We start from the raw sequence: 12,922 nt of genomic DNA, 5'->3' as shown, positions 1-12,922 counted from the left end.
TAGTTTACCTAATCTGCGAGGGCATCGCAAACGCCATCGAGCAGGCGTACGGCGAGTGTCTGCGCGTCGCTGGCCGTGAAAGTGCCGTTGTAGCGCGTCATGCCCGTGAGCTCAATGCGAATGCGAGCCGGCTTCTGCTGCGCGGCGACATTGGCGGTGCGGATGCGCTGGGCCAGGTTGTGGCACTCGGCGAGGGCAATCGTGGCGCGCGGTGCGGCGTCGGCGGGCAGCTCGTCGCTTGCGATTTCGAGCACCAGGTCAACGTCGGTTGGGACCTCGGAGTCACAGAGCATCATGCCGCTGTTGTCGGTCGTTGCCGTGGCGATATTCCACATGCGCGACGCAACGCTGCGTGCGATGGGGTCCTCGCCGATAACGGCAATCTGGAAGCGCTCGAGCACGTTGGCGGCGCGAGCAAAACCGATGCGGGACTCGGCTTCGGTGACCGAGGGCTTGCCCTCCCACACATGGTGCAGGCGGTTGATGTAGGCGTAGGTGTCCTGGAAGGCCATGCCGTCGGCAAACAGGCCGACATTTTCCTGGAACTGCTGCAGGGCGGCCTCGGTATGCGGACCAAAGTAGCCGTCGTCTTCGCCACAGGCAAAGCCCAAAACGTTGAGAGCGCGCTGCAGGGCCTGCACATCGGCGCCATGGAAATTGGGCATGCGCAGATAGAGGGTGCGGTCGCCCAGCTTATACGAAGCGTCTACAAGGGCGCTCCAACAGGGGATATCGACGGCATGACCGGCAGCAAGGCCGCTGTCGAGCCTGAAGGTGCTGACGGCCTGCTCAGTGGTGGCTCCAAAGTACTTGTCGGTGACTTCGGCGGCATCAATCGTGTAGCCGAGCTGCAGGAGACGAGACTGCACGTCCTCGACGGCTGCTCCTTGCATGCCCGTTGTAATAGGTTCCATGAACGAACCCCTTTCGGCGTACCATTCGTACTATTTGAGCGTCTGTCGGATAGACAACGCAAAGGGATGCATAAACATGCACTCAACAGTGTAGCAAGTTGTGCCTAAATACGCTGCTGACAGATTTTATAACCCCCGTTAGTTAAGGCGCTCCACAAAGAAATCTGCCATGGAGAGGAACAGCTCGCGTGCGTGCGGATCAAGCTCAACGTTCTCGATGGCCGCTTTGGCCTTAGCGGTCAGGTCGAGCGCGTAAGTGTGGGCGTAATCGATGGAGCCGGTCTCCTGGAAGATCTCCACGGCGCGTGCGAGCTGCGCGGGATCATCGGTGCCCGAGGAAAGAATCGCCTCGACCTCGTCGTGGTGGCGCTCATCAGAGAGGGCGTGTACGGCGACAAGCGTGCGCTTGCCCTCGGTGATGTCGGTGCGGAAGTCCTTGTTGGCGGCTTCCTTAGTGCCGACAAGGTTGAGCAGGTCGTCCTGAATCTGAAAGGCAAGGCCCGTGTGCAGGCCAAAGGCGCGCAGCGCTTCGATTTGCTCATCGTTGCCGCCGCCGATAATGGCTCCGGCGGCAAGCGGCGTGGCTCCGCTGTAAAACGCGGTCTTGTGCGTCGCCATGTCCAGGTAGTCATCAACCGAGATATCAAAGCGCCCGTCACGGACCCAACCCAGGTCGAGTGCTTGACCCTCAATGGTGCGGACGATCATCTCGGTAAGCTCGTGGAGCACGCGCAGCTTCACGTCGGACTCCAGCGTGGGGTCGTCGAGAACCGTCTTGGTGACCATGGTGAGCGCCAGGTCGCCACAATTGATGGCAAGGCCCGTGCCCTCGGTAAGGTGCATGCAGGGCTTGCCTCGACGAAGCTGTCCGTTGTCGGCGATGTCGTCGTGGATCAGCGCGCCCGACTGGAAATGCTCGATGGCTGCCGCGGCGCTGCGGGCGCTCTCAAAGCTACCGCCCACTGCGGTTGCGGCGAGCATGCAGATAAGCGGGCGGTGGCGCTTGCCGGCGTTGGCCGTAAAAGCCGAGAGCGGCGCATACAGGTAGCGCTCGATATCGGCAGAGGTCGCCTGTCCGTCAAAGAACGTGGCCAGATAGGCGTTAATCTGGTCAAAGTGCTGGGCTAAAAAGCTGGTAAACGGACTGGACACGGGTTCTCGCATTCTTTCTGAGGTTGCGTTGATGCAATATGCAGACAACATATTGCCACATTAGGGCGTTTGGCGCGGCAGTTTTGGCGATTTAGGACAACGGGCGTGCGTTTGATGGAGCGCGCCTAAATCAGCCTAAAATGCTCGAGCGCCGCAACGACACCGTCGTGATCGACGGTGTCGGTCACGTAATCGGCCTTATCCTTGAGATAGTCCGGTGCATTGCCCATGGCGATACCGACATCGACGGCGTTCATCAGCGAGACGTCATTGCTGGCGTCGCCGATGCCGTATACGGTTCCGTGGTGGGGATCGAGGGCGTCGAGTACAGACTGGATGCCCCCGCGCTTCGTGCATTCGCGGGGCGAGATTTCGGTTACCTCGAGTTCGAGCTCGTTAAAGCACAGCAGCGGCTCAAGTGCCTTATCTTGAGCGATGTGGTTGGCGAGCGATGTAGACATCAAGATCTTGTAGACACTGTAATGTTGCAGCTGCGTGACTGCGTCGCCCAGGGTGCGCGCGTATCCGGGAGCATCGGGCGCATCGGCACTCATGCGCACGACGCCGTTGAGGCCCTCAAAGCGGATGACCTCGCCCGATTGCTCAAGGTAGGGGGCAAGACGCTGCAGCATACTGGGCGTCATCGACAGATCGCGAATTGTGTGTCCGTTGATCTCGGCGTAACCGCCCGCAAGACAGACGATGCCGGTCCAGGGCAGCTCAAGAAGTTTGGGGTGGATGCAGCTCAGGGTACGTCCCGTGCAGATAAAGGCCATGTTGCCGTTGGCGACAAACTCGCGGATTGCCTGCGAAACCGCCTCGTTGGGATAGGGGGAGAGGTCCCGCTCGTCTTCGGGAAGGTCTTGGGCGAGCCTGGGGTCTTGCCAGGCGAGCGTTCCGTCGATATCGAAGAAGCAAATATTGCCGCGCTTATGGGCCGCGCTGGCGGCAGGGGAGGCCGAGGTGGTGGGCACAAATTCCGGCTCGAGGCCCATGATCTGGTCAAAATGCTCTTTAACGCGGGGAACGGAGATGCCGATAATCACCTGGGCGGTCTTGCCCGTAATGATGAGGCCCTTGGCGCCCACTGCGACAAACGACGCGTTATCTGCAACGATGGAAGGGTCTGCGACCTCGACGCGCAGGCGCGTGGCGCAGTTGGTTGCGCCCACGATATTGCCAACGCCACCTAAAAGCTGAATTACCCGCTCAGCGAGGACGTGATCTTGATCGGATCGACTATTGACCTCGTCATTGGGAGATTGCTCTTTGGCAAAGTCGCTTCCCGTTAAACAATCGATTGCCGCGCGATTGACGACATGATCCTCGCGGCCCGGAGTCTTAAGGTCATAGACCAAGATGAGTGCTCGAAAACTAACAAAAAAGATGAGGCTAAAGGCAAGGCCGATACCGAGCGCCAAAAGATAGGCACCGGCATGCGTGCGCATGAGCGGAATAAAGTTGAAGGCTGCCATCTCCATGAGGCCGCCCGAGAAGATGCCGACGATGCCAAAGAGATTCATGGCTGTGGCAAGGCAAGACGATAAGACGGCGTAGAGCAAAAAGAGCCCGGGGTGGGTGAACATAAAGAGAAACTCGAGTGGCTCGGTAACGCCGCAAACCACCGAGGCGATGATGGCGGGAACAAGGATGACCCTGAGGCCGGCGCGGCGCTCGGGTTTTGCGGTGGAGTAGAACGCAGCTGCGATGGCAGGAAGGCCAAAGAGCTTGACCCAGCCGGTGGCGGTAAAACCGGCCCACGGCGCAAGCTCATTAAGGGGGCGCGTGCTATGGGAGAGGATGGGGAGCAAACTGCTCCACGTGGCGTAGATGCCGTCGTTAATGACCAGGTTGTCGTAGTAGATCGGCATGTAGAGCAGGTGGTGCAGGCCAAAGGGCTCGAGTGCTCGTTCTAAAAAGACAAAGATGCCCACGCCAAAGGGACCGACGCCTGCAAGCGCGTGACGCAGCGTATCGGTTACATCGTATACGTAGGGCACGATGGCGGCCGAGATAGCAGCAAGGGCAAACACGGCAAAAAAGCTGATGAGGTAGACCAGCGAGGAGCCCGAGAAGGTGCCGAGCCAATCGGGAACCTTGGCATCGTAGAAGCGGTCATGGATGGCAACGACGGTTGCCGATACCGCCAGCGGGCCGATAATGCCGGTGTCGAGCGTCTTGATGCCGTCGATGACGGTGATACCGCTGGCGGAGGTCAAAGATGACGGGTACTCAAGTCCAAGGTTGTCTCCGCTCAGCTTAATGATCTCGCTCAAAAAGAAGCAGTAGGCAAAATAGGCGACGAGAGCCTCGAGGCAGCAACGAGCCGGTTGTTTTTGGGCAAGACCGATGGGCAGCGCTACGGCAAAAAGGAGCGGGAGGCGTTTAAAGACCGTCCACGAGCCGCGCTGGATGATAGCCCAGAAAACGTACCAAGGGGTTCCGTATACGGCGAGATCGCCGACGATGTCCGCAGTCGTTGCGAGAGCGGAGACGCCGACCATGAGGCCTGATATAGAAAACAGCATGGCGGGCGCGAACATTGCCCCGCCAAAGCGTTGGATTTTTTGCAGCATGTTCTGCCTTCCGAATATCGAGGCGCGTTGCGCGTGGGGAAACGTTTAAACAATGGATTCATTGTAGAGGACCAGACGAGTGTCGTACCGGCAGTTTTGAGCGAAACCGATTTGGGCATGACAGAAACCGTCAACGGCTAAATCCTGTCGCTTCACCGATATTCGGTTTAAACAACTTTAAGAAATGCTATCGTGCCTAGCCGGAAATGAATAATGTAGAGGTGGAACAATGCCAAAAGCGATATACGAAGGAATCTACCGAGAAATACGCTCGCGCATCATTAATGGGACCTATGCGTTTCAGGAGATGCTGCCAACCGAAGCTGAGTTGACCGCGGAGTTCGGATGTACTCGCAATACCGTCCGTCGCGCCTTGGGCATGCTGGCCGACGGGATGTTTGTGCAGCCCATACACGGCAAGGGCGTGCGCGTTATTTGGCTTAAGGGCGAAACCGACATGTTGGGTGCACTCGAGGAAGTCGAGTCGTTTGGCGAATTTGCAAAGCGCAACAATGCCGTCGCATCGACGGACGTTAAGTCTTTTGAACATTTGATCTGCACTGAGCAACTCTCTCGTCGCCTGGGCTTTAAGGTGGGCGAGGAGCTGATTCGCGTGGTACGTGTCCGAAGTCTCAACGGCAGTGCGCGCCAAGTGGACCATGGCTACTTTTTGGCGTCGATCGCCAAGGGTCTGACCCCCGAGATCGCGGCAGAATCTATCTATGACTATCTGGAGCACAAGCGTGGCATCAAAGTGATGGCGAGCCGCCGTACGGTGAGTGTCGAGCTCGCCAACGATGAGGATTGCAGCTATCTTGACCTCGGCAAATACAACTGCGTTGCCGTCATGGAGAGTCAGTCGTACACCTCGGATGGCATCTTGTTTGAGGTGACGCATGCCCGCACGCATCCTGAGATCTTCCACTACCGTGTCAACTCCAAGCGATAGTCGGCTAGCTCGCAGCCTGACGAGACCCGTGCCCTCAAAGAGAAAACGCCCGGTCAAACCGACGATGCATCGGCTTGACCGGGCGTTTTTCTCTGCATTCGATAACAAATAATTGTTTATACAAAACTTGTCAAGTATCAAGTTGAAATTACCGTTCACCGAAGTTTTTCTACCGCTCTAGTAATACTTGTTCAAACAACTAGCCAAATAGCGTATCGTACAAATCAGCAAAAGGGGCAAAGTCCCCGAGCCAATCTCCGAAGGCGGCGGCAAAGGGTGCCGCCACGGTGTGAAAGGGTGGATTGTAATGAAGAACGAAATGAGCAGAAGGCAGTTCCTGGGCTTTGCTGGTTCCGCGGCTGCGGTTCTTGGTCTGGGTCTCGTGGGTTGCGGCGGTTCTGCCGGCTCCGGCTCCTCTGCTTCTGGTGACGCTGCCGAGGTCTACTTCCTCCAATTCAAGCCCGAGGTCGACAAGGAGTGGAAGGAGATCGCCAAGGCGTACAAGAAGGAGAAGGGCGTCGAGGTCAAGATCGTGACCGCCGCCTCCAACACCTACGAGGAGAAGCTCAAGTCCGAGATGTCCAAGAGCTCCGCTCCGACCCTGTTCCAGGTCAACGGCCCCACCGGTCTTAAGAACTGGAAGGATTACTGCGCCGACCTGTCCGATACCAAGCTCCGCGGTGAGCTCATTGACGACTCCCTGGCTCTGCAGTCCGATGGCAAGGATCTGGGTATCGACTGGGTCCAGGAGAGCTACGGCATCATCTACAACAAGCAGCTGCTCGAGAAGGCTGGCTACAAGGCCGAGGACATCAACTCCTTCGACAAGCTGAAGGCTTGTGCCGACGACATCCAGGCCCGCAAGGACGAGCTTGGTGTTGAGGGTGCCTTCACTTCCGCCGGCATGGACGACTCCTCCAGCTGGCGCTACACCACCCACCTCGCCAACCTCCCGCTCTACTACGAGTTCGAGAAGGAGCACAACCAGGAGGACGACGAGATTAAGGGCGAGTATCTCGACAACTTCAAGCAGATCTTCGACCTGTACATCACCGACTCCACCTGCGATCCTTCGCAGCTTGCCTCCAAGACCGGCGACGACGCCACCAACGAGTTCGCAACCGGCAAGGCCGTCTTCTATCAGAACGGTTCTTGGGCCTACGCTGACCTCACCAAGGCCGGCATGACCGACGATCAGATTGGCATGATGCCCATCTACATCGGTGTCGACGGCGAGGAGAACCAGGGTCTGTGCTCCGGCGGCGAGAACTACTGGTGCGTCAGCTCCCAGGCTTCCGAGGATGCCCAGAAGGCCACCGAGGACTTCATGTATTGGTGCGTCACTTCTGACACCGCCACCAGCATCATCGCTGACAAGATGGGTCTGACCGCTCCGTTCAAGAGCGCCAAGGAAACCACCAACGTCTTCTCGCAGCAGGCCGTTGCCATGGCCAAAGACGGCAAGAAGACCGTTGCTTGGGACTTCGTCTACATCCCCTCTGAGGAGTGGAAGAAGAACCTCAAGCAGGCTCTGATCGCCTACGCTGCCGACAACAGCAAGTGGGACGGCGTCAAGAACGCCTTCGTCGATGGCTGGAAGACCGAGAAGGCCGCTTCCGAGTAAGCAGTTGCTGCCCAAGCTATCTGATTAGCGACAGGGGGCGGGCAGACGTTGGTTTGCCCGCCCCCTGCATATTGAAAGGACCCTTTTATGGGCAAAGCACTCAAGCGCTGGTGGCCGCTCTTTATGCTGCCCACGTGCCTGGCGTTTATGATCGGGTTCGTGATCCCTTTTATCCAGGGCTTCTATCTCTCGTTCTGCCAGTTTATTACCATTAACAACACGCATTTTGTCGGTATCAAGAATTACGTGCGCGCGCTGTCCGATTCGCAGTTTGCTACGTCGTTCTTCTTTACGGTGGCGTTTGCCTTCCTGTCGACGGTGCTTATCAACGTGATTGCCCTCGCCATCGCGCAGGCGCTCACCCGCAAGGCGCTCAAGGGCACCAACATCTTCCGTACGATCTTCTTTATGCCTAACCTGATCGGCGGCATCGTGCTGGGCTACATTTGGCAGATTCTGATCAACTGCCTGCTCTCCAACGTGGGCGCCCAGCTCATCGCCCTTAACTCTGCTGCTGGCTTCTGGGGCCTTATCATCCTGACCCTGTGGCAGCAGGTCGGCTACATGATGATTATCTACATCGCTGGTCTGCAGTCCATTCCGTCCGACTACATCGAGGCCGCCAAGGTCGACGGCGCCACGGCATGGCAGACGTTTTGGAAGGTTAAGATCCCTAACCTGATGCCGACCATCACCATCTGCCTGTTTCTGTCCATCACCAACGGCTTTAAGCTGTTCGACCAGAACCTCGCCCTTACCGGCGGCGCCCCCGCGCACTCCACCGAGATGCTCGCCCTGAACATCTACAACACGTTCTACTCGCGTGCCGGCATCGCATGGCAGGGCATCGGTCAGGCCAAGGCGGTTATCTTCTGCATCCTGGTCGTAGCCATCTCCATGATTCAGCTTAAGGCCACGAGGTCCAAGGAGGTGCAGCAGTAATGAAACGCGATAAGGTTATCAACCGCGCGCTCTCGATTTTCTTTACGATCCTGTCGCTCGCGTGGATCTACCCCGTGTTCATGATTGCGCTCAATTCCTTTAAAAAGGGAACTGCAATCAGCACCACCACGGCATTCGATTTGCTCACGCCCGAGACGTTCAACGGCCTTGCAAACTACGTGCACGCCCTTAACGAGCAGGGCTTTGCCTCGGCGTTTATGTACTCGCTCATTATCACGGTCACGTCGGTCGTGCTGATTTTGGTGTGCTGCTCCATGTGCGCTTGGTACGTGGTGCGCGTCAACAACAAGATCTCGAACTTCTTCTATTACCTGTTCGTGTTCTCGATGGTCGTGCCGTTCCAGATGCTCATGTTCACGCTGTCCAATTTGGCGGACCGCATCGGCTTCAACACGCCGTTCAACATCTGCTTTATCTACCTTGGCTTTGGCGCAGGCCTGGCGGTCTTTATGTTCGCCGGCTTTGTAAAGAACATCCCGCTCGAGATCGAGGAGGCGGCCATGATCGACGGCTGCAACCCGGTCCAGGTGTTCTTTAAAATCGTCCTTCCCATCATGAAGCCCACCTATCTTTCGGTCGGCATTCTCGAGACCATGTGGGTCTGGAACGACTACCTGCTGCCCTACCTCACCCTCGACTCCACCAAGTACAAGACCATTCCTATCTTGATCCAGTACTTCCGCGGCGGCTATGGCCACGTCGAGCTCGGCCCCATGATGGCCTGCATCATGATGGTCGTTATCCCCATCGTCATCATGTACATCCTCTGCCAGAAGTACATCATCGACGGCGTGGTGGCAGGTGCCGTCAAGGGCTGATGCCGTAACTGTTTTGCAAGTTTCTGCGGCGCCCCTCAGCGCGGCGCCGCACATCGAAAGGTAAAGACATGGCCGAGATCGTTCTCAAACATGTTCAGAAGGTGTATCCCAACACCGAGTCCAAAAAGAAGGGCTTCTTTGGCAAAAAGAAGAAGACCGAGGAGAAGAAGCATAACCTTAAGGTTACCGAGGATGGCGTGCTCGCTGTAGAGGACTTCAACCTCACCGTTCACGACCAGGAGTTCGTCGTTCTCGTTGGTCCCTCTGGCTGCGGTAAGTCCACGACGATGCGCATGGTTGCCGGCCTGGAGGACATTACCTCGGGCGATGTGCTCATCGACGGCAAGCGCGTCAACGACGTGGCGCCCAAGGACCGCGACATCGCCATGGTGTTCCAGAGCTACGCTCTGTACCCCAACATGACGGTGTACGAGAACATGGCGTTTACGCTTGAGCTCAAGAAGGTCCCCAAAGACGAGATCGACCGCAAGGTTCGCTCCGCTGCCGAGATCTTGGGTATCACCGAGTACCTCGACCGCAAGCCCAAGGCGCTTTCGGGCGGCCAGCGCCAGCGTGTCGCTATCGGCCGCGCCATCGTGCGTGATCCTAAGGTCTTCCTGATGGACGAGCCGCTGTCCAACCTGGACGCTAAGCTTCGTAACCAGATGCGTGCCGAACTCATCAAGCTGCGCCACGAGATCAAGGGCACGTTCATCTACGTCACCCACGACCAGACCGAGGCCATGACCCTCGGCGATCGCATTGTGGTCATGAAGGACGGCGTCGTCCAGCAGATCGCCACCCCGCAGGAGGTCTTCAACCATCCCGCGAACATCTTCGTTGCCGGCTTTATCGGCGTGCCGCAGATGAACTTCTTCGATGCCCAGCTGGCGCGCTCGGGCAACGGCTTCACCGTCAAGACCGAGGATATGAACGTGGCGCTCGCCCCCGAGACCTGCTCTCAGCTTGCTCTCAACTGGGACGGCGGCGACGTGAAGGAGATTACGGCCGGCGTGCGCCCCGAGCAGATTCTGCTTGCCGACAAGGGCGAGGAGGGTGCGCTCCAGGGTACCGTCGAGGTGACCGAGCTCATGGGTTCGACCGAGCATGTCCACGTGACCGCTCCCGATGGCCAGTTCGTCCTGATCATTCCCGTTGTCGACCTTGAGGCCAAGGGTGCGCTCAAGGCGGGCGACTCCATCTGGTTCAAGTTCGAGAAGAACGCGACCCATCTCTTCGATAAGGTGTCTGGCAAGAACCTTATCTAGGCCCGGTGCATCCAGGCCCTCCCTTTGGGCGACTGCGGTATTGCCATCCTTTTGCCGCGGTCACATATAAGACTCCCCTCCCGTCCACTGGGCGAGAGGGGAGCCTTTCTTTGTGTTGGGACCGTTCGTCTGTCAGTTTGTCTCAATCTGTAACAGGAGGAGGGCCAAATTGGGTCTAGATGTTACAGATTGAGACAGCATCGAGCTGCCTATCCTTTCATCTCGATCTGTAACACGGGAGGCTGATTTCGGCAGCCACCTGTTACAGAACGAGATTGTTTGGTCGAGACAAATCACGGGCCGACGTATCGGCACAAAAAGCGGAGCCGCGTTGCCGCGACTCCGCTTTCAAGAGGATGGGTAAAGGAAACGAAATTAGCTCAGGTGCCAAATCTCGTCGTTGTACTGGGAGATCGTGCGGTCAGACGAGAAGGTGCCGGCGTTGGCGATGTTGATCAGCGCCTTGCGCATCCAAGCGTCCTGGTCCTCGTAGTCTGCCAGCACGCGCTCCTTGGTCTGGATGTACTCCTCAATGTCGAGCAGGGCCATAAACCAGTCCTTGCCCTTGATGTCGTCGTGCAGGCGCTGCAGGCGCTCGGCGTTGCCGGTCGCCATAAAGGCCGGGTTGGTGATGAAGTCCACCAGCAGTTTAATGCCGGGCTTGCGGTAGAGCGCGCCGGCGTTATAGCTGCCGTCGGCGTAGAGCTGCTCGACCTGCTTGGAAGAGGCACCAAAGGTGTAGATGTTCTCGTCGCCCACGAGCTCGGCAATCTCCACGTTGGCGCCGTCGAGTGTGCACAGGGTCAAAGCGCCGTTGAGCATGAACTTCATGTTAGAGGTGCCGCTCGCCTCCTTGGAGGCCAGGCTGATCTGCTCGGAGATGTCGGCAGCGGGAATCACACGCTCAGCAGCGGTGACGTTGTAGTTCTCGATCATGACGACCTGCAGGTAGGGGGCCACGTCGGGGTCGTTGGCGATCCACTGGGAAAGCGTCAGGATTAGGTGGATGATATCCTGGGCGATGGTATAGGCAGGTGCCGCCTTGCCGCCAAAGATGACAGTGACGGGGTGCTCGGGCTTGTTACCGTTCTTGATGTCGAGGTACTTCCAGATGATGTAGAGCGCGAGCATCTGCTGGCGCTTGTACTCGTGGATGCGCTTGACCTGGACGTCGATGATGGCGTTGGATGGGATCGTCACGCCCTGCTCGAGCGCCATGAACTGGCGCATGATGGTCTTGGCCTCGGCCTTGGTGGCGGCCAGGCGCTCAAGAACATCCTTGTCGTTAGCGAATTCGGCGAGCTTGCTCAGGTCGCCGGTGCTGCGCCAATCGGTGCCGATCACATCGTCGAGCAGGCTGGCGAGCGCGGGGTTGGCGCCATGGATCCAACGGCGGAAGGTGATGCCGTTGGTCTTGTTGGAGAACTTCTCGGGATAGATCTCGTAGAACGGGTGAAGCTCGGTGTCCTCCAGAATCTTGGTGTGGAGTGCGGCGACGCCATTGATGGAGAAGCCAAAGTGGATGTCCATGTGGGCCATGTGGACGGTGTCGTGCTCGTCGATGATGGCGACGCGCGGGTCGTCGTGCTCGGCCTTGGCAACCTCGTCGAGCTTGACGATGATGTCGGCGATGGCGGGCGAGACCTTCTGCAGGCTGGCGAGCGGCCACTTCTCGAGCGCCTCGGCAAGGATCGTGTGGTTGGTGTAGGCGACCATGGAGCGTACGATGGTCACGGCCTCGTCAAACTCGATGTCGTGCTCGGTGGTGAGCAGGCGGATGAGCTCGGGAATAATCATGGTGGGGTGCGTGTCGTTGATCTGGACCACGGCGTAGTCGGCCAGATCGTGCAGGTTGCTGCCGCGCTCGACGGCCTCGGCGATCAGGAGCTGGGCGGCGTTGCTCACCATGAAGTACTCCTGGTAGATGCGAAGCAGGCGGCCCTGCTCATCGGAATCATCCGGATAGAGGAACAAGGTGAGGTTCTTGGCGATCTTCGTCTTGTCGAAGTCGATGGAGCTGCTGGGGACCAGGCCGTCGTCGACACTTGCCAGGTCGAACAGACGCAGGCGGTTCTTGGTGGGCTGGCCGTAACCGGGCACATCGATGTTGACGAGCTTGGAGGTGACGGCAAAATCGCCAAACTCGACGGTGTAGGAGCGGTCGTCATCGATCAGGATGTCCTGCTCGCTAAGCCACTCGTCGGGGACGGCCTTTTGCTGGTTGTCGGCAAAGCGCTGACGGAACAGGCCGTAATGGTAATTGAGGCCCACACCGTCACCGGTAAGGCCCAGCGTGGCAATGGAATCCAGGAAGCACGCGGCCAGACGGCCCAGGCCGCCGTTGCCCAGCGAGGGCTCGACCTCAAACTCCTCAATCTTGTTGAGGTCGTGGCCGGCAGCGGTGAGCTGGTCTTTAACCTCGGCATAGATGCCAAGGTCGATCATGTTGTTGATGAGCAGTTTGCCAATCAAAAACTCAGCAGAGATGTAGTAGAGCTTTTTCTTGCCATTGTTGAGCGGGCAGGCGGCGGAGCGCTCCTGTACGAGCTTGACCAGCAGTTTGTAAATGCGGCGGTCATCGAGTTGCTCGAGCGAAGTTCCAAAGGACTGCTCGGTAAGATCCGCAAGATCGATACGGGGCATGTTTCCTCCTGTGGT

At 58.0% G+C, this 12,922-nt stretch carries 9 protein-coding genes; 5 read left to right on the top strand and 4 right to left on the bottom strand.

All coding sequences use genetic code 11. From position 1 onward, the window contains the following. Positions 1 to 8: 8 nt before the first annotated feature. From ACGHIZ_RS10860 to ACGHIZ_RS10850, 3 genes are all read right to left on the bottom strand, one after another. Entirely contained in the window at positions 9 to 914 is a 906-nt protein-coding gene (locus ACGHIZ_RS10860; RefSeq protein ID WP_022094145.1) for a peptidoglycan-binding protein, read from the bottom strand. Positions 915 to 1,052: 138 nt separating this feature from the next. After that, positions 1,053 to 2,066, bottom strand: coding sequence for a polyprenyl synthetase family protein (locus tag ACGHIZ_RS10855; RefSeq protein ID WP_271803031.1), 1,014 nt, complete (start codon positions 2,064 to 2,066; stop codon positions 1,053 to 1,055). Between the two features lie 125 nt (positions 2,067 to 2,191). Beyond that, positions 2,192 to 4,594, bottom strand: coding sequence for a PTS transporter subunit EIIC (locus tag ACGHIZ_RS10850; protein WP_390448019.1), 2,403 nt, complete (start codon positions 4,592 to 4,594; stop codon positions 2,192 to 2,194). 277 nt (positions 4,595 to 4,871) lie between these two features. Between ACGHIZ_RS10850 and ACGHIZ_RS10845 the strand changes: the two genes are divergently transcribed. The 5 genes from ACGHIZ_RS10845 to ACGHIZ_RS10825 all read left to right on the top strand — a co-directional run bounded on the left by ACGHIZ_RS10845 (position 4,872) and on the right by ACGHIZ_RS10825 (position 10,264). After that, positions 4,872 to 5,591 carry a GntR family transcriptional regulator gene (locus ACGHIZ_RS10845; RefSeq protein ID WP_195624842.1) on the top strand — a complete coding sequence of 240 codons (720 nt, stop codon included), beginning with the start codon at positions 4,872 to 4,874 and terminating at the stop codon, positions 5,589 to 5,591. Between the two features lie 307 nt (positions 5,592 to 5,898). Further along, complete coding sequence (locus ACGHIZ_RS10840; protein ID WP_138341397.1) at positions 5,899 to 7,215, top strand: ABC transporter substrate-binding protein; 1,317 nt, start codon at positions 5,899 to 5,901, stop codon at positions 7,213 to 7,215. Positions 7,216 to 7,302: 87 nt separating this feature from the next. Continuing rightward, entirely contained in the window at positions 7,303 to 8,157 is an 855-nt protein-coding gene (locus ACGHIZ_RS10835) for a carbohydrate ABC transporter permease (RefSeq protein ID WP_195624843.1), read from the top strand. After that, positions 8,157 to 8,996 carry a carbohydrate ABC transporter permease gene (locus ACGHIZ_RS10830; RefSeq protein WP_390448013.1) on the top strand — a complete coding sequence of 280 codons (840 nt, stop codon included), beginning with the start codon at positions 8,157 to 8,159 and terminating at the stop codon, positions 8,994 to 8,996. Before ACGHIZ_RS10835 ends, ACGHIZ_RS10830 begins: the two co-directional genes overlap by 1 nt. Positions 8,997 to 9,064: 68 nt before the next feature. Then, positions 9,065 to 10,264: an ABC transporter ATP-binding protein gene (locus tag ACGHIZ_RS10825; RefSeq protein WP_161116106.1), complete on the top strand. Its 1,200-nt coding sequence runs from the start codon at positions 9,065 to 9,067 to the stop codon at positions 10,262 to 10,264. Between the two features lie 375 nt (positions 10,265 to 10,639). On the opposite strand, the gene glgP is transcribed toward ACGHIZ_RS10825, so the two are convergent. Beyond that, positions 10,640 to 12,907: a glycogen/starch/alpha-glucan family phosphorylase gene (glgP, locus tag ACGHIZ_RS10820; protein ID WP_390448010.1), complete on the bottom strand. Its 2,268-nt coding sequence runs from the start codon at positions 12,905 to 12,907 to the stop codon at positions 10,640 to 10,642. Positions 12,908 to 12,922: the final 15 nt, after the last annotated feature.

It is taken from the genome of Collinsella sp. i05-0019-G5, assembly GCF_042851345.1.
GTDB lineage: Bacteria > Actinomycetota > Coriobacteriia > Coriobacteriales > Coriobacteriaceae > Collinsella.
Note: the sequence above shows the minus strand (reverse complement) of the source record. Positions and strands in the feature narration are given on the sequence as shown.

Coding starts and splice junctions, on each gene's coding strand:
- ACGHIZ_RS10825 (WP_161116106.1), top strand. CDS start 9,065: ATGGCCGAGATCGTTCTCAAACATGTTCAGAAGGTGTATCCCAACACC.
- ACGHIZ_RS10840 (WP_138341397.1), top strand. CDS start 5,899: ATGAAGAACGAAATGAGCAGAAGGCAGTTCCTGGGCTTTGCTGGTTCC.
- ACGHIZ_RS10860 (WP_022094145.1), bottom strand. CDS start 914: ATGGAACCTATTACAACGGGCATGCAAGGAGCAGCCGTCGAGGACGTG.
- ACGHIZ_RS10845 (WP_195624842.1), top strand. CDS start 4,872: ATGCCAAAAGCGATATACGAAGGAATCTACCGAGAAATACGCTCGCGC.
- glgP (WP_390448010.1), bottom strand. CDS start 12,907: ATGCCCCGTATCGATCTTGCGGATCTTACCGAGCAGTCCTTTGGAACT.
- ACGHIZ_RS10835 (WP_195624843.1), top strand. CDS start 7,303: ATGGGCAAAGCACTCAAGCGCTGGTGGCCGCTCTTTATGCTGCCCACG.
- ACGHIZ_RS10830 (WP_390448013.1), top strand. CDS start 8,157: ATGAAACGCGATAAGGTTATCAACCGCGCGCTCTCGATTTTCTTTACG.
- ACGHIZ_RS10850 (WP_390448019.1), bottom strand. CDS start 4,594: ATGCTGTTTTCTATATCAGGCCTCATGGTCGGCGTCTCCGCTCTCGCA.